This is a genomic window from Fictibacillus fluitans, assembly GCF_030418125.1.
Classification (GTDB): Bacteria; Bacillota; Bacilli; order Bacillales; family Fictibacillaceae; genus Fictibacillus_C; species Fictibacillus_C fluitans.
In genome coordinates, this window is sequence record NZ_JAUHTR010000011.1 from 65589 (window position 1) to 89781 (window position 24193).

The 24193-nt window shown below is 43.6% G+C and carries 25 protein-coding genes; 16 read left to right on the forward strand and 9 right to left on the reverse strand.

The window, feature by feature from the left end; translation table 11 throughout:
* Positions 1 to 152: 152 nt before the first annotated feature.
* Positions 153 to 638 (reverse strand): DUF6022 family protein, encoded by a 486-nt coding sequence (locus tag QYB97_RS18300; protein WP_301167463.1) that lies wholly within the window; start codon positions 636 to 638, stop codon positions 153 to 155.
* A 155-nt stretch (positions 639 to 793) separates the two neighbouring features.
* Between QYB97_RS18300 and QYB97_RS18305 the strand changes: the two genes are divergently transcribed.
* The 10 genes from QYB97_RS18305 (at position 794) to QYB97_RS18350 (ending at position 11813) form a co-directional block, all read left to right on the forward strand.
* The gene (locus QYB97_RS18305; RefSeq protein ID WP_301167464.1) at positions 794 to 1492 is read left to right on the forward strand and encodes a MerR family DNA-binding transcriptional regulator; all 699 of its coding nucleotides are present in this window, start codon (positions 794 to 796) and stop codon (positions 1490 to 1492) included.
* Positions 1493 to 1614: 122 nt separating this feature from the next.
* Positions 1615 to 1893, forward strand: a complete 279-nt coding sequence (locus tag QYB97_RS18310; RefSeq protein WP_301167465.1) for a hypothetical protein — start codon at positions 1615 to 1617, stop codon at positions 1891 to 1893.
* A gap of 156 nt (positions 1894 to 2049) precedes the next feature.
* Positions 2050 to 3399 carry an FAD-binding oxidoreductase gene (locus tag QYB97_RS18315; protein WP_301167466.1) on the forward strand — a complete coding sequence of 450 codons (1350 nt, stop codon included), beginning with the start codon at positions 2050 to 2052 and terminating at the stop codon, positions 3397 to 3399.
* 165 nt (positions 3400 to 3564) lie between these two features.
* The gene (locus tag QYB97_RS18320; RefSeq protein WP_301167467.1) at positions 3565 to 4320 is read left to right on the forward strand and encodes a DeoR/GlpR family DNA-binding transcription regulator; all 756 of its coding nucleotides are present in this window, start codon (positions 3565 to 3567) and stop codon (positions 4318 to 4320) included.
* Positions 4321 to 4642: 322 nt separating this feature from the next.
* The gene (gene iolB / locus QYB97_RS18325) at positions 4643 to 5461 is read left to right on the forward strand and encodes a 5-deoxy-glucuronate isomerase (RefSeq protein WP_301167468.1); all 819 of its coding nucleotides are present in this window, start codon (positions 4643 to 4645) and stop codon (positions 5459 to 5461) included.
* A gap of 17 nt (positions 5462 to 5478) precedes the next feature.
* Positions 5479 to 6477, forward strand: a complete 999-nt coding sequence (gene iolC / locus QYB97_RS18330) for a 5-dehydro-2-deoxygluconokinase (RefSeq protein WP_301167469.1) — start codon at positions 5479 to 5481, stop codon at positions 6475 to 6477.
* Between the two features lie 13 nt (positions 6478 to 6490).
* Positions 6491 to 8401, forward strand: coding sequence for a 3D-(3,5/4)-trihydroxycyclohexane-1,2-dione acylhydrolase (decyclizing) (gene iolD, locus QYB97_RS18335; RefSeq protein ID WP_301167470.1), 1911 nt, complete (start codon positions 6491 to 6493; stop codon positions 8399 to 8401).
* 269 nt (positions 8402 to 8670) lie between these two features.
* Complete coding sequence (iolE, locus tag QYB97_RS18340) at positions 8671 to 9582, forward strand: myo-inosose-2 dehydratase (RefSeq protein ID WP_301167471.1); 912 nt, start codon at positions 8671 to 8673, stop codon at positions 9580 to 9582.
* Positions 9583 to 9652: 70 nt separating this feature from the next.
* Positions 9653 to 10687, forward strand: a complete 1035-nt coding sequence (gene iolG, locus QYB97_RS18345; protein ID WP_301167472.1) for a bifunctional inositol 2-dehydrogenase/D-chiro-inositol 1-dehydrogenase — start codon at positions 9653 to 9655, stop codon at positions 10685 to 10687.
* A 139-nt stretch (positions 10688 to 10826) separates the two neighbouring features.
* Complete coding sequence (locus tag QYB97_RS18350) at positions 10827 to 11813, forward strand: aldo/keto reductase (protein WP_301167473.1); 987 nt, start codon at positions 10827 to 10829, stop codon at positions 11811 to 11813.
* Between the two features lie 50 nt (positions 11814 to 11863).
* On the opposite strand, the gene QYB97_RS18355 is transcribed toward QYB97_RS18350, so the two are convergent.
* A complete protein-coding gene (locus tag QYB97_RS18355) occupies positions 11864 to 13045 on the reverse strand; it encodes a DUF4317 domain-containing protein (protein ID WP_301167474.1) in 1182 nt (393 codons plus the stop codon).
* A gap of 342 nt (positions 13046 to 13387) precedes the next feature.
* On the opposite strand from QYB97_RS18355, the gene QYB97_RS18360 reads away from it, so the two are divergent.
* The gene (locus QYB97_RS18360) at positions 13388 to 14095 is read left to right on the forward strand and encodes a hypothetical protein (RefSeq protein ID WP_301167475.1); all 708 of its coding nucleotides are present in this window, start codon (positions 13388 to 13390) and stop codon (positions 14093 to 14095) included.
* A 161-nt stretch (positions 14096 to 14256) separates the two neighbouring features.
* Here QYB97_RS18360 and resA read toward each other — a convergent pair whose 3' ends face one another.
* A complete protein-coding gene (gene resA / locus QYB97_RS18365; protein WP_301167476.1) occupies positions 14257 to 14787 on the reverse strand; it encodes a thiol-disulfide oxidoreductase ResA in 531 nt (176 codons plus the stop codon).
* A 91-nt stretch (positions 14788 to 14878) separates the two neighbouring features.
* Between resA and QYB97_RS18370 the strand changes: the two genes are divergently transcribed.
* Positions 14879 to 15595, forward strand: a complete 717-nt coding sequence (locus QYB97_RS18370; protein ID WP_301167477.1) for a cytochrome c biogenesis CcdA family protein — start codon at positions 14879 to 14881, stop codon at positions 15593 to 15595.
* A 178-nt stretch (positions 15596 to 15773) separates the two neighbouring features.
* The gene (locus QYB97_RS25240; RefSeq protein WP_356948194.1) at positions 15774 to 15923 is read left to right on the forward strand and encodes a Spo0E family sporulation regulatory protein-aspartic acid phosphatase; all 150 of its coding nucleotides are present in this window, start codon (positions 15774 to 15776) and stop codon (positions 15921 to 15923) included.
* A 158-nt stretch (positions 15924 to 16081) separates the two neighbouring features.
* Here the strand turns inward: QYB97_RS25240 and QYB97_RS18375 are convergent, their stop codons facing one another.
* The 3 genes from QYB97_RS18375 to QYB97_RS18385 are packed head-to-tail and all read right to left on the reverse strand — an operon-like array spanning position 16082 to position 17650.
* A complete protein-coding gene (locus QYB97_RS18375) occupies positions 16082 to 16738 on the reverse strand; it encodes a GAP family protein (RefSeq protein WP_301167478.1) in 657 nt (218 codons plus the stop codon).
* Positions 16735 to 17487, reverse strand: a complete 753-nt coding sequence (locus QYB97_RS18380) for a MerR family transcriptional regulator (protein ID WP_301167479.1) — start codon at positions 17485 to 17487, stop codon at positions 16735 to 16737. The genes QYB97_RS18375 and QYB97_RS18380 overlap by 4 nt, the downstream gene beginning before the upstream one ends.
* A 19-nt stretch (positions 17488 to 17506) precedes the next feature.
* On the reverse strand, positions 17507 to 17650 hold the full coding sequence (locus tag QYB97_RS18385) for a hypothetical protein (protein ID WP_301167480.1): 144 nt from the start codon (positions 17648 to 17650) through the stop codon (positions 17507 to 17509).
* Between the two features lie 167 nt (positions 17651 to 17817).
* On the opposite strand from QYB97_RS18385, the gene QYB97_RS18390 reads away from it, so the two are divergent.
* The 3 genes from QYB97_RS18390 to QYB97_RS18400 all read left to right on the forward strand — a co-directional run bounded on the left by QYB97_RS18390 (position 17818) and on the right by QYB97_RS18400 (position 20268).
* Positions 17818 to 18567: an alpha/beta fold hydrolase gene (locus tag QYB97_RS18390; protein WP_301167481.1), complete on the forward strand. Its 750-nt coding sequence runs from the start codon at positions 17818 to 17820 to the stop codon at positions 18565 to 18567.
* A gap of 3 nt (positions 18568 to 18570) precedes the next feature.
* Positions 18571 to 19155, forward strand: coding sequence for a TetR/AcrR family transcriptional regulator (locus QYB97_RS18395; protein ID WP_301167482.1), 585 nt, complete (start codon positions 18571 to 18573; stop codon positions 19153 to 19155).
* Between the two features lie 111 nt (positions 19156 to 19266).
* On the forward strand, positions 19267 to 20268 hold the full coding sequence (locus tag QYB97_RS18400) for a nuclease-related domain-containing protein (protein WP_301167483.1): 1002 nt from the start codon (positions 19267 to 19269) through the stop codon (positions 20266 to 20268).
* A gap of 197 nt (positions 20269 to 20465) precedes the next feature.
* On the opposite strand, the gene cspC is transcribed toward QYB97_RS18400, so the two are convergent.
* The 3 genes from cspC to QYB97_RS18415 form a co-directional block, all read right to left on the reverse strand.
* Positions 20466 to 20666, reverse strand: a complete 201-nt coding sequence (gene cspC, locus QYB97_RS18405) for a cold shock protein CspC (protein WP_283892153.1) — start codon at positions 20664 to 20666, stop codon at positions 20466 to 20468.
* A gap of 247 nt (positions 20667 to 20913) precedes the next feature.
* The gene (locus QYB97_RS18410) at positions 20914 to 22476 is read right to left on the reverse strand and encodes a glycoside hydrolase family 32 protein (RefSeq protein ID WP_301167484.1); all 1563 of its coding nucleotides are present in this window, start codon (positions 22474 to 22476) and stop codon (positions 20914 to 20916) included.
* Positions 22477 to 22550: 74 nt separating this feature from the next.
* Complete coding sequence (locus QYB97_RS18415; RefSeq protein ID WP_301167485.1) at positions 22551 to 24008, reverse strand: glycoside hydrolase family 68 protein; 1458 nt, start codon at positions 24006 to 24008, stop codon at positions 22551 to 22553.
* Positions 24009 to 24193 lie beyond the last annotated feature (185 nt).

The window sequence follows — 24193 nt, forward strand, 5'->3', positions numbered from 1 at the left end:
GATTGGTACTCACCTGATTTTTACAGGTGTACAAGCACAATTTAATACACCTACGGCAACGGCGCGTCAGATGATGAAAAAACGGAACTGGCGTTATTCTTGCCCTTACATCTCAAGCGTCCGTCAAAACATGATCTGATGCAGGCGGTTTCTTAACCTTCTCTTAACTCACGAATCCTTTCAACAATCGAGCGGCGTTCCGTGCCTTCAAAAACAAAAAACTGAGGAGCGGCAGGAAGATCGAATTTCAAATGAGAATGAGATAATTCAAAGAGCAGGGTGCCGATCTTTTCACTTCTTTCATTTTTCACCACAATCCAAAATACCCTGATCTCGTGCTGGGGCGTACCCCATTTTGCTTTTTCAAGTGAGTTGCTGAAATGCAGACAGTCAGCGATCACAAAATCACCTTCTTTTTTCTCCTCTGCTGTCGTAAAACCACAACGTTGAAACTCCTTCCATAGGGGAGGTATAAGCTTATCCAGATACATACCGTATGTGGCGTCCTCGTATTCAGGAAATAGCCTGATGAGCTCCTCTTTATTTTCATCAAGAACGGATCTCCAGTTTCCATGAAGATACTCACATGCCACCCTGCCTAATTCATGAATGGTCATTTCTGATTTTACTTTCTTCATTTAAATTCCTCCGTAAACATTTTTCAGATTACAGTTTCATGGTATAACATTAAAGCCAATTGTAAGGTTTTAAAAAGGATGTGCCATTGTATCAGGTAATCATGGGTATAAAGTTTATAATAGAATTACGATTAAACTGGATTAAAGGGGGAAGAATGGGACATTTACGGCCTGTTGACATAGCGAGACAGCTCAAGATAAGCACAAGTACGATACGGGGATATGAAGAGAGGGGATTCGTTCCTCCCACTGAACGAACGGAAAGCGGCTACCGGGTCTATACAGAAGAACATGTAGCCTATTTTGAATGTATTGTTGCCATGTCTCCCGCTTTTGGAATGGATCTGACGAGACGGGTTCTATTGGATATTCAAAAGAAAGATATACATGGAGCTCTCTGGAGAGTGAATAAGGCACAGGTGGAGAATCACCATGTAAAAACAACGTTAGAACAGATCGGTTCTCTCCTAATAGATATACAAGATCGATCCACCGTGGATCGGACATTCAGGGTTGGGGAAGTTGCCGAAAAGACAGGAGTATCGAATTCTACGCTGAGGTATTGGGAAACAGAAGGCTATATTTCCTCGGCGAGGGGGGAAGAAAACAACTATCGATATTTTGACCTCTTCCAATATAGTAAAATTCTGCTCATGAAGGCCATCCAAAATGGGGTGTATTCGGAAGAGACTATTAAAATAAAAAGGGCTATAAAAGAGTTAAGAGAGAAGGACCCGCAGGGTGTAAAAGAAATTATACAAGACATAGAACAGTTCCTGAACCATACGAATCTGCTGCAGCTGCAGGGTCTTTCCTGCCTTCATCAATTATGTAAAAACCTTAAACTCTATTAGACAATAGGCTGAAAGCTGCCAAAATGTACTTGGCGGCTTTAAATTTGTACTCCATAATCCCACACCATTGCTAGATTTGTTTCATAGATTAATAGCAGGACCAATCAAGGAACACCCCTCCTGTGATTGGTCTCAAACTATTGATTCAACTAGTTAATGGAGGTTGGGGAATTATGGGTGGAAGAAGAATGGTTCCTTCAAGACAAAACGGCTGGGTAGCTGGTGCAATGGATGATAATGCAGCTTTAGAGAGAAAATTAAGAGCAGCACAAAACCGGGCAGCCTTGGCTGAACTGGAAAGAGCTCGCGCAGAAGCTGAAAAGGCAGCTGCAGAAGCAGCAGCCGAAGAAGCAAAAGCTGCTTTTTGTAAATGCATCTGCAAAAAGAAGAAGAAGCATTAAGAAAGCAGCTGCAGCTGCAATAGATAAAAAAGGGCAGAAATGCTCCTTTTTTACATATCTTGCATCACGAATATGGTTATTTGATTCATAACCGACTTGTCTCACCCCTCATACAATAGATAAACGACTACAAATCTGTTTATTAGGAGTGAATTCATGGGATATGCACGGTTAACCGGACGGGTGATCTTCAAGGGGGACCCCGGCTATGCAGAAGCCATTAAGAACTGGAACCCTTATGTTGATACGTATCCGCTGGTTTTTGTTTTTGCGCAAAATTCACGTGATGTAAGCAACGGTATTAAATGGGCCAGGCAGCATAATGTGCCGATCCGGGTCAGAAGCGGGCGTCATGCACTTGATAAGAACCTCAACGTGGTTAAGGGAGGAATTGTTATCGATGTGAGTGACATGCAGAAAGTACACCTGGATAAAGAAAATGCCATCGCAACGGTCCAGACAGGCATTCACGTCGGGCCGCTTGTAAAAGGCTTGGCACGACAAGGCTTTATGGCTCCGTTTGGAGACAGTCCGACAGTTGGTATTGGCGGAATTACAATGGGTGGCGGATTTGGCGTGGTTTCCCGGTCCATTGGTCTTGTAAGTGATAATTTAATGGGTCTGAAAACGGTAGATGCACAAGGCCGGATCATTCGGGCCAACCATTGCCGTCATGAGGATTTGCTATGGGCGTCCAGAGGGGGCGGAGGCGGTAACTTTGGATACAATACCGAATACACCTTCAAGGTTCACCGTGCCCCCAAGACAGCAACCGTCTTTAACATCATTTGGCCGTGGGAGCAGCTGGAAATAGTATTTAAAGCCTGGCAGCGTTGGGCTCCGTTTGTAGATGAACGACTGGGCTGCTATCTGGAGGCCGCCAGCAAAATAAACGGTCTGCTTCATGTGGAAGGAATTTTTCTCGGTTCAAAATCCGAGGCGATCAAATTATTAGAACCGCTAATCAGTGTGGGTACGCCAATTCAAACCGTAATCGAATCAGTGCCCTATCCAGATGCGATTGACTTCCTGGACCCGGACGAACCTATTCCTGGCCGGTCCGATCAAAGTGTAAAATTCTCGTCCGCATGGGCATGTCACCTCTGGCCCGATGAACCGATTAAAGTGATGAAGAAGTTTTTGGAAGAAGCGACTGGAACAGAAGCCAACTTCTTCTTCTTTAACTGGGGAGGCAAGCTAAGCAGAGTACCGAAAAATGCAACGGCCTTCTATTGGCGCGATCCATTGTTCTATACAGAGTGGACGTCCAGCTGGACCGATAAAGCAGATGAAGCCAGAAATGTGGCATCTGTGGAAGCCGTACGCAGGATGTTAAACCCTTATACAAAAGGTTCCTATGTTAATGTTCCGGATGAATTTATCCGAAACTATGGAAAAGAGTACTGGGGCTCGAACTTTAAAAGACTCCGGGAAGTAAAGACAAAGTATGACCCCGAGAACTTCTTCCATTTCCCGCAGAGCATCCCGCCTTTTCCAAATTGTTAACAATTAAATAGATTAGTGCCGCCAATATATCGTTGGCGGCTTTTTATTTATCCTTTTCAGGAAAATATAGAGAAGTCATGGGTAACTGTTGGTAATGTGTATTTATAATGGTATGATGTTTTGTAAACAGTTAAAAGTATAGGCGACAAGTTAAGGTGGAATGATATGATTAAAGATAAACGGATAAAAAAAATTAAAGAATATGTCATGGAACACGAATCGGCTTCTTTGGATGAATTGGTCACCGTATTTGATGTTTCCAAAAATACAATCAGGCGTGATGTGCAGGAACTGGTTGATCATGGCGAGCTGAAAAAAGTGTATGGCGGGGTATCTGCCATTCCTAAAAAACTGGAGTCATTCCAGGACCGGCAAGTACGGAACCTTCAGGAAAAGGTGTTGATTTCTAAAAAGGCTTCGAATTTTATTGAGGATGGTGACTTTATCTTCCTGGATTCTGGAACGACAACGATTGAAATGTTTAATTTTTTAAAGGAAAAAAGCCTGACCATTTTCACAAACAGCATTGATTTTATTGTTCGGGCGCTTCCATATGAAAATTTAAATGTAATCTCAATTGGGGGAATGGTCGACCGAAAAACCAATTCTTTTGTAAACACGCGAAACATCGAATTATTGAGGGATTACAACATCAAGAAAGCATTTATGGCTTCCACTGGAATCTCGCTGGTAAATGGAGTAACCAATGCATCGCCGGATGAAAGTGAGTTGAAAAAAACGGTCGTGAACCGCAGTTCAGAAGTTTATCTATTGGTCGACCATAACAAGTTCGATAAATATGGATTAATGACCTACTGCAAGCTGGCCGAGATTGATTGTATCGTTACAGACAGACTGCCAGAAGAAAATTACCAGGAGTACGCAAAGGAGAATGGAATTCAATTTGTTATTGCTGATTAATAAGTATTCCTTTGTCTGAAAAGCTTTTCCATCACTAAGCGGAAGAGCTTTTTTTGTTTAATCGGATAGCAAGCGGTATAATTAGTCTGAATTATCAAAATCAACTGATAAAACGATTGACCAAAAGCGCTTTAAGTATTACCATGAAAACAAATATAACCAAAATATAACCAATAGATAACAAAAAATAAGTAATTTACTCATTTGTTAAGTAGATTCAGAGTAACACCTAATGCTAACGGAAAAGATTGATTGACAGCTGTTATCCTGATGTCCCCTGCATCAGGATAATAGTTTTACATAGACAGGAGGAGATGGCAAAGTGAGCCAATTGCTTCGTAAACCACAACAAAACGAGGTATCAGAAGGAGTCACTGTCGTTCAAGACGTTAATAGTGAAAACTCTCAATTGGAGTATGTTGGTGTAAAAGTCGTAGACCTTGCTCCGGGACGTTCATATAAGGAAAGCTTGAGCAATACAGAATGCTGCATTGTTGCCTTAACCGGAAAAATAAGTGTTTCTGACTCCGAACAGGTTTTTGAAAATCTGGGTACGAGAGAAAGCGTTTTTGAAAAGAAACCGACCGACAGCGTCTATGTATCCAATGACCGTTCGTTTGAAGTAACGGCTGTCACACAGGCCCGTGTTGTTCTTTGCTACTCGCATTCGAGCAAGTCCTTGCCGACAAAACTCATAAAGGCAGACGACAATGGCATAGAAAACCGCGGAAAATACAGCAATAAACGCCTGGTGCATAATATCCTGCCGGATTCCGATCCATGCGCAAACAGCCTTTTGGTTGTAGAGGTTTACACGGAAAGCGGAAACTGGTCCAGTTATCCTCCGCATAAACACGACCAGGACAATTTGCCACATGAATCCTTTTTAGAAGAAACGTACTACCATGAAATGAATCCAAGACAGGGATTTGTGTTCCAGCGTGTATATACCGATGACCGCTCGATTGATGAAACGATGGCTGCAGAGAATGGAGATGTTGTCGTCGTGCCGGCCGGCTACCATCCAGTCGGGGTGCCTGATGGTTATGAATCGTATTACTTGAATGTGATGGCAGGGCCAACGCGAACCTGGAAGTTCCATAACGAACCGGCCCATGAGTGGATTTTAAACCGTAAATAAGAGGAGCTGTGGCAGAGATGAACATTCAATTTAATTCCGATCGGGAATTTGATCTTATAGCAATTGGCCGTGCCTGCATCGATTTGAACGCAGTGGAGTATAACCGGCCGATGGAAGAAACGATGACGTTCAAGAAGTACGTTGGTGGATCGCCCGCGAATATCGCCATCGGATCTTCCAAGCTTGGGCTAAAAGCTGGATTTATCGGCAAGCTTGCCGATGATCAGCATGGACGTTTTATTGAACAATATATGCGCAGCCTTGGTGTTGACACTACTAATATAGTGGTGGATGAAGAAGGCCATAAGACGGGTCTCGCATTTACAGAGATTAAGAGTCCGGAAGAATGCAGCATTCTTATGTACCGTGATGATGTAGCGGATCTTTATCTGGAGCCGTCTGAAGTATCAGAGGACTATATTAAAAAGGCAAAAGTACTGTTGGTATCCGGGACTGCCCTTGCGAAAAGCCCTTCCCGTGAAGCAGTTTTGAAAGCGGTTCAATTGGCGAGAAAAAATGATGTGAAGGTTATCTTTGAACTGGACTATCGCGGATATACGTGGCAATCCCTTGAAGAAACATCTGTTTATTATACATTGGTGGCCCAGCAGTCCGATGTTGTGGTGGGAACACGTGATGAATTTGATGTCATGGAAAACGTAACGGAAGGCAATAACGAAACAACGATTAAACAGTTGTTTAATTATTCTCCGGAGCTGGTTGTCATCAAGCATGGCGTCGAAGGCTCCTACGCCTACACAAAAAATGGTGAAACATTCAGAGGACAGGCGTATTTAACGAAAGTGCTGAAAACATTCGGAGCAGGCGATTCCTATGCGTCCGCCTTCTTATACGCCTTAATCTCGGGCAAGGGGATTGAAACAGCACTAAAATACGGCAGTGCATCTGCAGCGATTGTGGTGAGCAAGCACAGTTCTTCAGAAGCAATGCCAACCGTTGAGGAAATCGAACAGTTGATTGCAGAACGAACAGAAACAGCAGATCAATTACGTTAGGGGTTTGATGGACATGGGGAAATTGAGATTAACAACCGCTCAAGCGTTAATTAAATTTTTAAACCAGCAATATATCCATATTGACGGACAGGAATTTCCTTTCGTGGAAGGTGTATTTGCGATTTTCGGGCATGGAAACGTGCTCGGTATCGGCCAGGCATTGGAGCAGGACGCTGGACACCTGAAAGTCATTCAGGGAAAAAATGAACAGGGCATGGCTCTTGCCGCCATGGCCTACAGCAAACAAATGCTTCGCCAGAAAATTTATGCGGTGACTACTTCTGTAGGACCTGGTTCCGCGAACCTGGCAACTGCTGCCGCAACAGCTCTTGCCAACAATATTCCTGTTTTGCTTTTGCCGGCAGATACGTTCGCCACCCGCCAGCCGGATCCCGTGCTGCAGCAGGTGGAACAGGAATACAGCGCGGCAGTGACCACGAACGATGCATTAAAGCCGGTTTCAAGGTATTGGGACCGCATTACCCGGCCGGAGCAATTAATGTCCAGCCTGCTTCGTGCCTTTGAAGTCATGACGGATCCCGGAAAAGCGGGTCCTGCAACCATCTGTATCGCGCAGGATGTGGAGGGCGAAGCGTACGATTATGACGAGAAATTCTTTGATAAGCGCGTTCACTATTTGGACCGCAGAGCTCCTGTGGAACGTGAGCTTCAGGGAGCGGCAAAGCTGATTAAAGAGAGCAAAAAGCCGGTCATTCTTGTGGGCGGAGGAGCGAAATATTCGCAGGCCAAAGATATTCTGATCCAGCTGTCTGAAAAACACAATATCCCCCTCGTAGAAACACAAGCGGGTAAAGCCACGGTAGAGTCAAACTTTAGAAATAATCTCGGCGGGATGGGAGTCACAGGTACCCTTGCGGCCAATAAAGCAGCACGGGAATCCGATTTGATTATCGGGATCGGCACAAGATACACCGATTTCGCCACGTCTTCAAAAACGGCGTTCAACTTTGAAAAAAGCAAGTTTTTGAACATTAACGTCAGCCGCCTGCAGGCGTATAAGCTGGATGCGTTCCAGGTTGTAGCCGATGCAAAATTGACCCTTGAACAATTGGCGCCTTTATTGGAAGGCTATGAAACGGAGTTTGGCAGGGAAATCGCCGAGCTTAAGGAAGAATGGCTGACCGAGCGAAAGCGCCTCAGCGAGGTCACCTTCACCCGTGAAAATTTCAAGCCGGAAGTGAAGAACAATTTTACACAGGATGTACTTAATGAATATGCGGACGCCCTGAATACCGAGCTTGCCCAAACAACCGCATTATTGGCTGTGAATGAGACGGTTGCGCCTGACAGCGTCATCATCACTTCAGCCGGATCTCTTCCGGGCGATGTACAGCGGATTTGGAATCCGGCCGTAGAAAATACGTATAACGTGGAATACGGCTATTCCTGCATGGGGTATGAAGTATCCGGTGCACTTGGAGCTAAACTGGCCTCTCCGAACCAAGAAGTATATTCCCTGGTCGGTGACGGCAGCTTCCTGTTGATGCACTCAGAATTGATCACCGCCATTCAATACAACCAAAAAGTAAACATTCTCCTTTTTGATAACTCCGGATGGGGCTGCATCAATAACCTGCAGATGGAGAACGGAAGTGACAGTTTCCACACCGAATTCAGAACACATACTAATGAAATTTTAAACATCGATTATGCAAAAGTGGCCGAGGGATACGGCGCAAAGACATACAGTGTCAACACAGTAGAGGGGCTGAAGGCTGCTCTGGAAGATGCTAAGCAGCAGCAGGTATCAACACTCATTGACATCAAAGTTTTGCCAAAAACCATGACCGACGGCTACGAAAGCTGGTGGAATGTCGGCGTAGCCGAAGTCTCCCACAAAGACAGCATCCAAAAAGCCTTCAATGCACGAAAGCAGAAATTGGAGCTTGCTAAGCAGTACTAATTCTAAAAGGTTTTTGGATCATTGATAAGTTGATTGAAGTGTAGGGTGCGAGACTCCAGTGGGAAAAGCGGGACAGATGAGACCCCGCAGGAGCTTGCGACGAGGAGGCTCAGCGCCCGCCCACGGAAAGCGAGCGTCCCGAAACGAAAATCAACCGCTCCCAGGACAACAAAGCATCATCCTAACACCGGGGAAAGAAGCCGAGCATAAAGTACTTATTTTGTTAAAGTGAAATGAAAACGCATTCTAAGCAGAAAGAAGGCATTGCTATGGGAAACCAGAGAATCTCATGGGGAATCGCTCCTATCGGCTGGCGGAATGACGACATTCCTGAAATTGGTGCAGAAAATACGTTGTCCCACTTACTAAGTGATATTGTAGTGGCCGGGTTTGAAGGAACAGAGGTTGGCGGTTTTTTCCCGGAAGCCCACGTTTTAAACAAGGAACTTCAGCTTCGCAATCTGCGAATCGCCGGACAGTGGTTCAGCAGCTATATCATTCGTGATGGCCTTGAAGCGGCGACACAAGCTTTTCATAAACATTGTGAGTATCTAAAGGAAGTTAAAGCGGCTGTTGCTGTTGTATCCGAGCAAACGTACAGCATTCAAGGTACAGAGAAGAATGTTTTTACTGAGAAACCCAGCTTCACAGATGAAGAATGGGAACAATTATGCCAGGGGCTAAATGAGCTGGGGAAAATTGCAGAGGAATATGATTTGAAACTCGTGTATCACCATCACATGGGAACAGGTGTCCAGACCCTTGCGGAAGTGGACAGGTTAATGGAAAACACGGATCCCAATCTCGTTCACTTACTTTATGATACCGGCCACATCTATGTATCTGACGGAGAGTTTATGACGCTGCTGAATAAGCATTTGGACCGCATCAAACATGTTCATTTTAAAGATTTACGCCAAACGGTCAAAGACCACTGCCAGCAAGCTGGAAGGTCATTCTTACAATCCTTTTTAGCAGGAATGTTTACCGTGCCAGGTGATGGCTGCATTGATTTTACAAAAATATATAACAAGCTGCTTGAATCTGATTATTCGGGATGGATCGTTATTGAAGCGGAGCAGGATCCCTCCATTGCACATCCGTTGGAATACGCGTTAAAAGCGCGTAAGTATGTAGATAAAGAGTTGCTTCCTTTAAACATGTTATTAGTAGAGCCGTAAAAAGGTTTGCAAATTCAATTTTTACTATTCTTGCACTATTGGTTAAACCCTATAAGGAGGCAGATTTCACGTGACCTTAAGATTTGGTGTAGTAGGAACAGGGGCTATTGGCAGGGAGCACATTAATCGGATTACCAATAAACTATCCGGGGGAAAGATTGTTGCGGTAACAGATGTGAACCAGGAATCGGCTAAACAAACGGTAGAAACGTATCAATTGGATGCTGTCATCCATCCTGACGATAAGTCACTGATTGCGGATGAGAATGTGGATGCTGTGCTGGTTACCAGTTGGGGCCCTGCCCATGAAGCAACAGTAGTAGCTGCTGTGGATGCCGGTAAATATGTATTTTGCGAAAAACCGTTGGCAACAACCGCTGCAGGCTGCAGGCGAATTGTTGAAGCAGAAATGAAGCAGGGAAAGAAACTCGTTCAAGTGGGATTTATGCGCAGATATGATAGCGGATATATCCAATTGAAACAAGTCATTGAAAATAATGAAATTGGTGAGCCGTTGATGATTCATGCCGCACATCGCAATCAGGCAGCAGGTGAAAATTACCTTACGGAATCCGCTGTACAAGATACATTGATTCATGAAATCGATGTGCTTCACTGGTTGGTAAATGATGACTATAAAACGGTTCAAGTGACCTTTCCGCGAAAAACCAGAAACGCGCACGATAAGCTGCAGGATCCACAGCTGTTTACATTCGAAACGAACGGCGGAATCGTCATGAATGTGGAAGTGTTCGTAAACTGTAAATATGGCTATGACATCCAGTGCGAAGTTGTTGGTGAAGAGGGCATTGCCAAACTGCCGGAGTTCCCAAGTGTCGTTATGCGAGTAAATGAACAGCTGAGCACCAATATTTTAAATGATTGGAAATACCGCTTTATGGATGCCTATAATGTGGAGATTCAGGACTTTATTGATTCCATTGCCAGGTCCGGTGAGCCCCAGGGACCAACGTCTTGGGATGGCTATATTGCAGCAGTAACCTCTGATGCCTGTGTGAAGGCACAGAAAACGGGAGAAAAGGAACCGGTTACTCTTCAGGAACGGCCAGCTTTTTATAGCGGGGAAATTTTACAAAACAATTAGAGAACCTTCAACCAAGAAAGAAAGTTACCAAAGCCGTCCCTGGCTAATTGGGCGGCTTTTTGTGTTTTAAGTGCAAAAAGAAAAGGAATGGTCTTAGCAGTGCCGAAAAAAACCACTATTTGGATAGGAGGCAATAACTATGGATTTGATCAAAGGAAAATTGGGAATTGGGACGGCTCCGCTTGGAAATATGTTCAGGGACGTTCCGGATGACGAAGCGAGACAAACACTCGAAACCGCATGGGATCTGGGCATCCGTTATTTTGATACTGCCCCTTTATATGGAGCGGGATTATCTGAATTGCGCGTAGGGGAATTTTTATCCCAGCACAACCGCGATGACTTTTTCCTGTCAACGAAGGTGGGCCGTGTGATTGAAGATGAAACGGAAGAAAAAGAAGGCATGTTTCAATATGGCCGCAAAAATAAAGTCATAACCGATTACAGTGAGGATGCGGTGAAGAGATCCGTTGAGCAAAGTCTTGAGCGTTTAAAGACAGACCGTTTGGACTTTGTGTATGTGCATGATGTATCGCCGGACTATCATGGAGACGAGTGGGTCACACAGTTTGATATCGCACGAAAAGGAGCATTCCGCGTACTGTCCCGCCTTCGTGAAGAAGGAGTCATCAAGAAGTGGGGGCTAGGTGTTAACCGGACTGAACCGATTGAACTGGCCATGGAGCTGGAAGAAGCACAGCCGGACATCAGCCTGCAGGCAACCCATTATACACTTTTAAACCATGAACACGCATTGCTTAAGTTAATGCCACGGGCGCTCGAGACAGAAATGAAAATCGTCGTCGGCGCTCCGTTTAACTCAGGCGTATTGGTTGGAGGAAGTCATTTCGATTATGGAGATATCCCTGATGAAATAGCTTCAAAGGCCAGCCGAATCAAACAGATCGCGGAAAAGCACGGGGTGAGCGTCAAAGCAGCTGCCCTGCAATTTTCAATGGCACATCCGGCAGTAGCCGCTGTTATCCCGGGATCAACCCGGCCCGAGCATATTAAAGAGGATGTCGCGGCATCCACGGAAGAGATTCCTGCTGGCTTTTGGGATGAACTAAGGGACCAAAACCTGGTATCGCCGCATGCTCCTCTGCCGGTTGATCAAAGGGTATAGGGATATAGAAAAAAGCTTCTCCTAATGAAATAGGGGAAGCTTTTCTTCTATTATTCTTCCACTTTTTCAGCAAAAGCCTCAGGAATCATGGTAAAGCCCTCGACAACGGTATCCTCTTCGACTTCGATCATGAGGTAGCGCTTGCCGCTAAGGTTGACTTGTTTGACGTACCTTAAATCCTGCGGGCTGATGGAAATGTTGGCTACTTTTGTATTGATTTTAATAGATTTTGAATTGTATTTTGGAACGACGCTGCTTGCTTTGATTTCATAATTTTGATCATCGATTACGTCTTTAAAGGCCAATTCTACTTTTTCCGTGCTGATATCCTCCAGCCCGCTCATGGTGAGGACGCGCTCTACGTCCTTCGTGTCCAGTTTGGGCGGTTCTTCCTCTTCAGTATCCACGATCATGCGGTGAATTTCTTCATACACATTGGAGAGAGTTGAGGTATTCAATTGATCACTGGTTACATGCTTGATGATTTCTTCAAAAACCGCTTTATCATCCTGCGCTGTCATCATTTCCTCAGCGTTTAAAACTTCCTCTATGAAAGTATAATCAGGCTCATGCGCTTTTCCTGCCGAATACAGGATGTGGTTCACATCGGCCGCGTTATCCGTGAAACATGGGAACAAAAACCCGGCGATGGGTGAATTGAGGTTAATGACCGGATCCAGGACAAAGTTGTACTTGAACTCTTTTTCCACATAGTCAAACAGCAATTCTTTTTTAGGGTCTTGCGTTGTGTTGATGCTGCACAAAATAAAAGGGTGAGAGTAAACGGCATCGTTTGAACTCTCTTCAGCATCAGCCCCGCGGCGTTTCGTTGGCTTGAAGTATTCCCCTTTAATGAACGTAATTACAATATCCATCTCATATTGCCGGTCTGCAAGCATCTTGGCGACCATTTGGAGCATTCGTTCTTTCCAGTCCTCAACTTCGCTGCTGAGCAGTCCCTGGTGCAAAATCAGCTGGGAGCTGTTTTCAGCATTCCTCTTAAACTTCAGTTCAAAGAGTTTCTCATCGAGATTGCCGCCAAGCATCTTTTTAAAGTTATTCAGGAACAATTCCTGCTGCTCGGGATCCAGCATTTCAAACGGCTGGCTTTGGTGATGATAGATTTCGCTTGATTCCTTCGTGATATATACGTTGAAAATACTAAAGATATTTAGTGAAGCATTCTCTTTTTTAAATTGTTTCCGAATTTGAGCAATATCTTTTTTGTTCATAATAAAATAACACTCCTAAGCTGCCCTGATTTGAATTGGAAGGCAGACAGGGCTGTCCACCTTAAGTTGAAGCCGCATTAATTTTATCATAAAATGCAGCAGGCGAAGAGAAGTGTGGGTGCGATTTAATGCAGGAAACAAAAAACAGAAAAATTATTGCTGTGTATCGCCTGGCGATATACTGACTCCTCAAAAAACCATTCCATTTAACGAAATGATATAATTGGATAGGTAGATGTCCTTTTAAAAAATGCTTTAGTTTTGCGTATCGCCTGGCGATATAACAAGTGATACGTAAACTTACATAATAAATGACATTTTAAATAGAAAAGGAGGCCCGATATGCGACGCGATATACAACCGAATGAACGTGCTTTCTCCTCCAAGGAAGTCGCGGAAACAGTGGGGATTGCTACTCCCACTGTGCGAAAGTATGGACAAGTTTTGGAGCGGAACGGCTACGAGTTTTTAAAGGACGGCGATCGCCGGATCTTTGTTCAATCTGATATCGAAGCGCTTATAGAGCTGCGCGATACGCCCAATTCCCTGGACGATACAGCCAAAGAGCTTGTGGAGCTGCAGCAGGAAAGATTAAAAGAATCCAATCAAACAGAAATTGCAATAAGCGATACATACGAAACCTTACCCCATGACCCCAATCAGCTTAAAGAAGCCTTAATGATTGTATTCAAGGAACTCGCCGCCACCCGTGAAATGAATGTCCAGCTGACCAAAGACATGTCCCAGCTTAAAACTACCATCTCCCGGCTCCAGCAAGATCATCATATTATCAGTTCCACCATTGGAAATGCAGCACAAAAAACGAACGCCAAAATCCAAAAACTAACCGAACAGCAAACGGTTCATTATGAACGATTGCTGGATCAGGAAAAACAAAAAACCGAACAATTGCAGCAAGACATACGATTAATGAGAGACGAACAAAAAAGGGAATGGAGCTCCCAAACCGATTTCAATCAACGGTTGGAAGAAGCGCTCCAGCAGCGTAAGGGGAGATGGGACAAGCTGGTTTCTATATTCCGAAAATAAAAGTTCTGGTATTTTAGCTATTTCCCGAGAAATATCTACAAATTGTGAGCAGATGATTTCGACAATAATGGATTCGCAGAGTAAAACTGAATAAATGATTACTGTAAATAGAAAAGAGGTGACCCGCAATAATACCAGGTCACCTCTTATACTTTTAAACTTTATTTCAATCCTTCGAGTATCCAGCCTTCTAATTGTTTTTTGTTCAATTCCCCTTCAAAGCCTTCAACAACTTTTCCATTACTATCGATTAAGAAACTGGCAGGCAATTTATATACGTTATAAGCTCTTCCGGCTTGGTTTTCTAAGTCCAATAATACAGGAAAAGATAAATGGTACTTTTGTGCATAGTTTTTGACTGCAAGGTTTGATTCTTGGCTGTTTACAGAAAGGATTTCAAATCCGCGATTGTGATATTTAGAATACATGGATTGAAGTAAAGGCATTTCCCTTTTACAGGGTTCACACCATGATCCCCAGAAATTGACCAGGGTTACTTTCCCTTTTGATTGCTGCAGCTCTACCGTTTTGTCGTTAATATTTTTCAATTTAAAATTTGGTGCTGGTTCGCCTATTAATGTTTGTTTGTTATCATCACTATAATGCTTATATAAAGCAAATCCTACTGCGACAAATAATAATAATAATAAAGCAAATCGAAAAATTTCTCTCTTTTTCTTTTTGGCAATCAAACTGCTCAACACCTTTTCAGTAATTATTATTAGTTTATAGATATATTATACGATATATGGTTAAATAAAAGGGGGAAAAGGAGGTTTTTCAATGCAAAACGTTACACTTTTACTTGCGTTTTCCGGAGGATTATTAGCATTTATTTCTCCTTGTTGCTTGCCGCTATACCCTTCGTTTCTATCATATATTACAGGTATGTCAGTACAACAGTTGAAAAGTGACCAAAGTCTAACATTTAAGAGAAAGATTCTCCTGCATTCTTTATTTTTTTCTATTGGGTTTTCAATAATATACTACGCGCTGGGTTTCTCTGTTAGTAAAATTGGAGAGCTTTTTATAAATTACCAGGATTTAATCCGTATGGTTGGCGGGGTTTTTATCGTCGCGATGGGGCTGTTTTTAGTAGGGATTATTAAACCCAAATTCCTTTTCAAGGAGTTCAGGTTTAAAGCAAGAGGGAAAAATTCAAATTATTTAAACTCGCTATTGGTGGGGCTGATTTTCGCAGCGGGATGGACTCCCTGCATCGGGCCGATCTTCTCAGCTATTATGTATGCCAATGTATTGAATCCTGCCAAGACGTTCATGAACATTACCGCTTATTCTCTAGGATTTTGCATTCCTTTTATTATCATGGCCTTTTTTATTACTAAAACCAAATTCATTATTAAGTATTCCTCACAGTTAATGAGATTTGGAGGAGGTATAATGGTGGTTTTAGGTGTTATGCTGTACTTTAATAAAATGATCTATTTTAATATTTGGGGCACTGAGTTCCAGTATTACATAACGAATCTTTTTAACTAAACGTTAAAATTATCGCTTGTGGACAATGTCTTTTGTCTGCAAGCTTTTTTATTTGAATGGAACAGGAAAGCGATTTACTTCAATTTTCGATAATAGGGAAATAATAGTTGATATTTCTAATTTTTAACAGTAACATAAGATTACCTTAATCTTAACGTTTATGGGAGAGTAGAAGGAATTGACTAAAGAAGATTTAAAGAAAGAAATAAAGACCGTTCGTCAATCGCTATACTTGATTGCAAACAAAAGTGAAGTTTACTCAAGCAAGGATTTAGTTAAAAAAAGCCAGGAACTAGATAAATTGATTTTTTTGTATCAAACGAGTTAATGATGTCTGCCTCCCTAGGGGTGGCTTATTTTTTTTGAGATAACATTATCAACTGCTTTTTCAAAGACTTAAACCAAGCCGTGAACTGTACAGGGTAAAAGCCCCTCCCATTGGAAAAAATCAAAGGGCTCTTCTAGCCAAAAGACCGTGCCAGAGAGCTACAAGTAATCCAAACTGCTGAAGATCAATAAAAGGCCAATAATGCACATGACCCAGGAAAGCGCAGTGTCAGTATGCCTTACCATTTTACTCCGGAGGGAATGCAGCGGCTTAGTCATCCATTGGCCGAATGTTGAATAGAAGAGGAGCAGCAAGAGGGATGGAAGGACCATCACCAGGTTGTATCCGCCTAAGGTCAAAGCCCATTCCAACCATGGCAGGTTCTCAGCGGTCATCAGGCCGATGGCTGTGAAATAAGGAAAGGCGGTTCCAACCTCAATTAGAGATGTGGTAAACCCGAGCGCAACCATGGAAAGGATGCTGTTGGATGGAGGTAGAGGGCGTTCATTGTTCTTTTTAGACGGCATGTAAAAGCTTGCGGTAAACAGGATGCCGCCCATAATCAAGATGTTCCAGCTGATCATCCGGTTTTGAAGGATCCCGGAAACATTCTCCAGTAAAACACCCAGTCCCAGCATTAGAAACGCACCGACTGTAAAATAAAAGATAGCTACCGTGGCTAAATAAACCAGTAACCTCTGGACGTATCTTCTGGAGTCAGTTAAAAGCAGGTAGATTGTTACTCCGAGTATAGCGGGGCTAAGCGTATCCAAAAGGGCCAGGCCACCAATGAGGAGCAGCTGCTCCATACTCATCCATTCTCACCCCGCAAAATGTAAATCCGGTAGGCTTCTTCCATAAATTTCAGTACATCCTGATCCATCGGGTATAAATTCATTTTTTCAGAAAGAGCAGGTGACATCCTGATTTCCCATAGCTGATCAATAAATTCGTCCTCTCCTTCAAAGTTCTCCAGTCGTTTTTCATCCATTCTTCTTATAATGTGCTGTATCCGTGGCGCTTGCGGGCCGGCGCCCATATGACGCTTTAACTGGCCGATCAGCGCAATCCATTCCAGAGAATCTGGATCTTCACTTGCCATGGACGGGACCTTTTCCAACAGTTTTTTCTCCCTGGGTTGAAAGACAGAGTTCAGGGAATCTTGTTTTAATCTGGTGTCCTTACTGGATAAATGCATGATTTTCGCAATGGCGGCCATCCAGCCCTCTTCACCTTCTATAGCGATGCCGTGAACAAGCTCCCTTAAAGAAGACTCCATTTGCTTCAGCTGCTCCTGTTCTTTCAGGACATAGGCTAATTGATCTTTTATACTTTCCGTCCAATCCCAATCTTCGGAGTTGAGCATCTTTTTGATCTCTTCCAATGAGAACCCAATCCTTTTTAAAAATTGAATCTGTTGCATACATTTAATGTCGTCGTTCGTGTATAATCGGTGGCCGCCCTCTGTTTTCGATGCAGGCGCCAAAAGCCCGATCTTGTCGTAGTAACGGAGGGTTCTGACAGTGACACCTGTCAGTTCAGCTGCTCTGTGAATATGAATCATGTGATCACCTGCATTTCTGTCACTTATTTTTGATCTTCGCCTGTTGCAGAAGGTAACCTGCCCCCAGGCCAATCAGTACTCCCGGAAAGGCTTGATCGATCAGTAATCCAACACCAGCGCCGATAATAACACATCCATACATAATCATATCACTCTGTTTCATCCCAAAACCTCCAAACGTATCTCCGAGTTACTACCAGTATATAAAATGACGTAACGTCAGCATCAAGGAGTAAAAGGAGAAAAGTCTGTTTTATTATTGACTGAACATTCATTCAATAATAAAATGGAATCAACAGGAAATTCAATAAGAGGATGGAGGGTATTCTGATGGACCTTTATTATGAGGTGAGCGGCAGTGGGAAACCGATCGTTCTTCTTCACAGCGGAGGTGCAGATTTACGGGATTGGACGTTTATCGCACCTCTTTTAGCTAAGCGGTATAAGGTGGTAACGGTTGATGGGCGAGGTGCCGGAAAATCTCCTTCACCAATGCAGCCAGCCAATTATGTTGAAGACTTGCTTAATCTGTTCCATCATCTGGATTTGGAGAAGGCTGTCCTCATTGGCCATTCCATAGGCGGCCAGCTCGCAACAGATTTTACACTGGAGCATCCGGAAAGGGTAGCTCAACTCGTATTGATAGCCCCCTCATTGTCCGGCTATCAGTATTCAGAGGAATTCACACAGTGGATGCAGAAAATCAGTTCCTTTTATCCAGACAAGGAGAAAATGCTGGAGCTCTCTCTGGATGCACCTTCCTATCGCATTATTTTATCGAGTCCTCAAAAGGAGCTGCTAGTAGAAATGTCCAGACATCACTTCAATAAAATAGGGGAGTGGGGAACATTTGAATCTGTCTGGCCAGAACCTCCAGCTATAGAAAGGCTGGAGGAGATTAATGCTAAGACCTTGTTTATCATGGGAGAACAAGAGCTTTATGACAATAAACAAGTCGCGCAATGTTTTAACAGGGTACAAAATATCAGCTTTACTCACATACCCGAAGCAGACCATATGCTGACGCTAACACATCCTGACGAGGTAAGCCGTTATATCACTGAATTTTTGGAGGAGTAAGAAATGCCGCGGACCCAGCAAGAGAACGAACGTATACGAATGATAACAAAAGAGAAAATCCGATTGGCCGCGATGGAGCTATTTATCAAAAAGGGATATCATGCGACTTCTATCGACGATGTAGCGAAACAAGCGGAAGTCTCAAAAGGTCTTTTGTACAATTATTTTAAAGGAAAGGAAGACCTGCTTGCGACAATGGTCAAAACGAGAGTAGGTGAACTGATTCAAGTGATGGAAGAGGCGGCTGCCATTGATAAACCCGTTGATCAGCTCCGACATATCATTGAAGGTGCGCTTGATAATGTTCATCAGCATCCAGACGTTTACCGGTTTTATCTTCATCTGCAGACACAGCCGGAATCGGATCAGGTTTTATCGAATTACAGCAGAATACTGATCGGGGAGAGCGCCAGACAGTTTGAGCTTCAGTGTGAAATGTTTGAAAAAATGGGTGTGGAAAAACCGAGGAAAAGATCCTTATATTTTTCATCTACCCTTCAAGGGATTATGCTGATGATCTCCACGTATCCGGAGAACTTTCCAATTGAAGAACTAAAAGCAGAAATGGTTCAGGAATTTTGCAAATAAAATCAAATCAGGCCTTTATGAGTATTTACATCAACTTGGACAGCGATAGAATGGTAGTAACCATTAACGAAAGCAGCATCGGTTTAATTTTCCCATAAGGAGCTTGTTAAAATGGTAATTACACTGTCCATTTTAGTTGTTGTGTTAGCGGTGCTCTGCATCTTTCTTTATAAACGGCAAAAGGATGCAAAGGCTCTTCATCAAAAACAATTGAAAAAGATAAAAAGAGAAAAGATAACGGAAATCGAAGAAATACAGCTTCAGACGGCAGCCACGCTGGAAATCACCGAGGAAAAACTTCTGCAGGAGAAAAACAGGGAATTGGCAAAGGCTGCGGAAGAACAAGTAGCCCTTAAACAATTGTTTGAAGAAAAGCTGCTGCAAAAAAACAACTACATCAATCATTTGCTGCGTTATAAACGGGATAAAGGTGAGATTCTTACCCATACGTTTCTCGGCATGGTGAAGGAAGAATTTGTGGAGAGGGGCATGCTGAATTACGATGATATGTTCATCATGGGAAATGTGTTTATACCTCATACCACGAATACAACCATGGCAGGGTTCAACTCCAGGCAAATTGATCATTTGGTTTTAATGAGAACAGGCATCTATATGATTGAGACCAAATATTGGGCAGGAGATGTGCTGCATGGTATTTCCAAGAGAACGGCCAAGGAGTTTTCTTTCATACTGGATAAATTGTTTGGAGACTTAAAAGACACAGATGAACGTACCATTGTCGTAAAAGGGGTGAGTGAGCCTGACACTACTTCGGAACGGGAAAGCACCCTGAAAATCACACGGTACGGAGATGGAAACCTGGATCAGCAAGTGAAAATCACGGCAGGGAGCCTGCATCACTTTTTAAACCGTGAAAACTTACCGTGCCAGTGGGTGCAGGGAATCCTGTACTTTGGCTATCCGCAGGATCAAAACAACCGTTTAACCAGTTTTGTCACGAATTCGAGTGAACGTAATCCTCCTTTTATCAGTTCTCAGGAAGAATTAAAGAGATATTTGGAACTGCAGGCAACGAAAGAGCCAATCTATAGCACAAGTGAGTTAAAAGCTATGAAAGAGCTGCTGCTGAGCCTGAATGTGGTGTCATAATAAAAATGTAAGGGTTAACCGATTATTTCACTGCTATTTTCAAATAGTATGGTATACTGTTACTATCCTGTGAAGAACACGATTTATTACTTGTAAAAAGCCCCGCTCCAGTTTGGAGCGGGGCTTTTTGCGTCGTTATGAATTTTAACCATAAAAAAACAGGATCTTGATTAATCAAGATCCTGTTTAAATGCAATTTATGCTTTTTGAACGTTAGCAGCTTGAGCTCCACGAGCACCTTGCTCAACGTCGAAAGTTACTTTTTGGCCTTCGTCTAAAGATTTGAAGCCATCAGATTGGATAGCAGAGAAATGTACGAATACATCGTCTCCTTCTTCGCGTTCGATGAATCCAAAACCTTTTTCTGCGTTAAACCATTTTACTGTACCTGTTTCCATGTATGTTGCCTCCTAGTGCGTTGCCACACAATATATTACTATCCCTGCTCTAGGTATTAATTTTCTACACCGAACAAAAATAATCTATAACCATCATAACAAGAATTTGCAGGAATTGCAAACATATTTGGAAATTAACCAAAATAAGTGAAGGGAGGACTCTGTTCAATCCTTCTGTATAGGGGGTTTTGAGCCTGAATATGCTTTAAGAAATCCGATAATGGACACATAATAAGACGCTTCTGTTTTATCGATTCTCTTTCAAATGACTGATTTTGATGTTGTGGAAAGTTGATTTCCCTCCATCAGAAAACAATGAAATCCCTTCATCCTCAAATCTTGGATAAACCAAATTCGAATGTACCGTCTTTCCATCATCCACAAACACTTCGATACTCGTTTTATCCACTAATATTTTCAGATGAACCTTTTTCTTCTCTCCATCAAACGGTGCCTTGCTCTCGGTAAATTTGTTCTCTTTATCGGGATGGTCTGTAAATGACCGGTTCACATAAGAATACTGGTCTGCTGCATTAATTCCCACATCGATATGATGCTTCTTATCATGAGATTCACGAAGTTTTACGCCAATATTTTTAGCCTCGTCCCAGCTGATATCGGTCTCAAGTTGATAAACATCAGCTTTCACATCCAATGTTTTGGTGCCATCCACTTCAATTTCATCATAGGTTTTGGTTTTACCTTTTAACTGTTCAAGTGCTTTTACGGGCTCGGAGGCCAAATAATAGGAACTGTCATCTCCAGTTTTAAGCTCGATCTTCCGGGTGACGGAATCCATGCCGTTAAAGCCTTCTTTTACGGTTGGGGTGTTATGCGGATACGCCCAGTTGTTCATCCAGGCAAACGCATAGCGCTTTTCGTATGGATCGTTCGCTGCGCCGTTCTTAAACGTAACACCGCCATACCAATCAAAGCCGTGATCCAGCCATTGCGGTTTTTCCTGGTCAGGGGTAAAGGTGCTTCCGTCAAAGCTGCCGGTCCAGTAGGCGTACGTGTTCGGTTCGCCTATTGCTGAGCCGTTGGCGCTGAAGCCAAGCATCCATTTCATGGTTCCGTCATCAGCACGCATCATATATAGATCCGGACATTCAAGAACACCAAGATTATCGGTGGAAAAGCTGCTGGTATACTTCCAGTCCTTCAGGTTGTTTGATTCGTAAAAACCGATCTTGTTTCCTTCAGCCATGGTCATGACCCATTTGTCGTGCTGCTCGTCCCGAATGATTTTCGGATCGCGGAAATCCTTTGTGCCAGGGTTGGCCAAGACGGGTTTGTCACTGTAAGATTTAAAGGTTATTCCGTTGTCTCTGCTATACCACAGGAACTGCTCCTGCTTGCCGCCGTCTTTTGAAGGCTGGGTAAGGACGGCGATCCACGCGTTTTTGCCAAAGCCGGCCGTGTTTTCCTTATCAATGACAACCGATCCGGACCAGGGGTCACCATTCTCGTTCGTGTACTTTGGAATGGCGACGCCCTCGTCCTTCCAGTGAACCAAATCCTCCGAGGCGGCATGGCGCCATTCGGTTCCGTTGCCTTTTGGATAGTCCTTGTTATAGAGATAGTAATAATGATATTTCCCGTCAGCATAAATCGGCCGCTGCGGGTCGTTTTTCCAATGGTCCGGTGCAGTGAAATGGTACGCTGCCCGGTAGGATGGCATATCTTCCTTTTTCTCTGGCGTGTTGTCAGTTGGCTGCTGCATCAGCTGGTAAAGGCCAAAGCCCAATACACTGAGTAAAATGAGAGCGGTAACCGCCCACAGCAGCTTCTTGTTTCCTTTTACCTTCATGTCCATTCACCTTCCTTTCCATGATATAAAAAAAGAAAATGCCGGGGTACGGACATTTTCTTTTTAAATGTAGGTTAATCGGTCAGCTGACCCTGGTTCAGGATGCTGTTTTTAACAACCGAGGTATTCGGTCCTTTGATCTTCAGCTTGAAGCTTGGCGCAAAAGTGGACTTGTGGTCTTCAAAGAACCCGCGGTTGGTCATATAGCTTGTGACGACCGTATTGTCGCTGTTCTTTTGAGGAATTACATAATGCGCGTAGTTCCATGTTATATCGTTAGGATCAAGGTCCTGATGCAGCACGATGCCTGTTTTGTTCAACGGCTTGAACGGGCCGTCCAGGGAGTTGGCAACATAGCCGAGCATGTAAATGTCTTCATTATCAATTCCGTCAATCGTCATCTTGGAACCGCGTGCGCTTGTGAAAAGGTACCATTTGCCGTCTTTTTCAAATACGTTGGCACGTTCGATTTCATCGGTTACGGTATTGGAAACGATCAGTGGCTTCATTACTTTTTTCACCGTGTAATCATCATTGATCTCAATGATGCCGATGGCGCCGTTTGCTTTTTCGGCCAGATCCTTTTTAGGGCTTTGAAGCAGGCTGTTCTTTTCAGTCTGGAAGAAAGCATTGCTCTTACCGTAGTAAGCCTGGTTGTAAAGCTGATTTTCGCCCTGGTAACCGGTTTCAGTGCCGGTATTTGCTTCAAATACAAGATATTTGCGGCCATTGTCTTCTACATAATGCGGATCTCTTAGCGTATGGTTGTCGTTGTAGTCACCGCCGCCAAATGCTTTTTCAACCGTTTGATACATTTTGCTGTCTCCGCCCTCAAAGATGGACTTGTAGTCTTGTACACCATCGATGTCGAGGGTGCTGCTGTCTTTTTCAGACACGTTAACTTGTGCGGTAGTCAGCGTTTGCTTGCCGTAATGCTTAGATTCAGGTGTGAACGGTTCACGATTGGTATAAAACAGGCGGATTTCGCCATCCGACGTGAAGGTGGCAGAGCCGGACCATTCTTCAGACTGATGCTTTAAGTAAGGATCATTCGCTTTGAACTTGTCGTTGTCATCAAACACCCGGCCGGCATTTTTCCAGGCATCGATGCCATTGTCACCTGCTTTTTTATAGAACATGTAGATGAACGTGTCATTGGCGTTCTTCGGGTCACCGGCGAGTCCGAATACGATGTTGTAGCCTTTGTAGTTCGCAACGGTTCCGTCAGCGTTCTGCAGCGGCCAGGTATCCCAAACGTCCATTTTGATCAGGTTGCCGTCCTTGTCATATTTCTGGGCAGAAGGGATGTTCTTGATGGTGGATGCATCGAATTTCGGAACTTCGAACTTGTCATCTCCATGCTGCGAAATCATGCCTTTCATGTCGGAGCGGGTAATCTGCGATGTTCCGTACGTTTCTTTATAGTCTTTTGTTGCTGTTTCTGCGAAAGCCTCTGGCCCGCCTGCTCCAAAAAGGATGAAGGCGCTCATGGATATGGCTGAAGCCTTTACGGCCAGCTTTTGAATTTTCATTTTGTTTCCTCCTATAATGTTTTTTTGCGGTAAACCTGTCATAACCGTGCGGCAGGTGAACCTTGTTTATTACACATTGAATTATAGGGCAGGGGCGCCAGGCTTGGATATGGCACATATTGACGTGGATTTCGTCTTATATTGATATAGGAAAAATGAGGATCAAAAAAAGCCCCCTTTTGGAG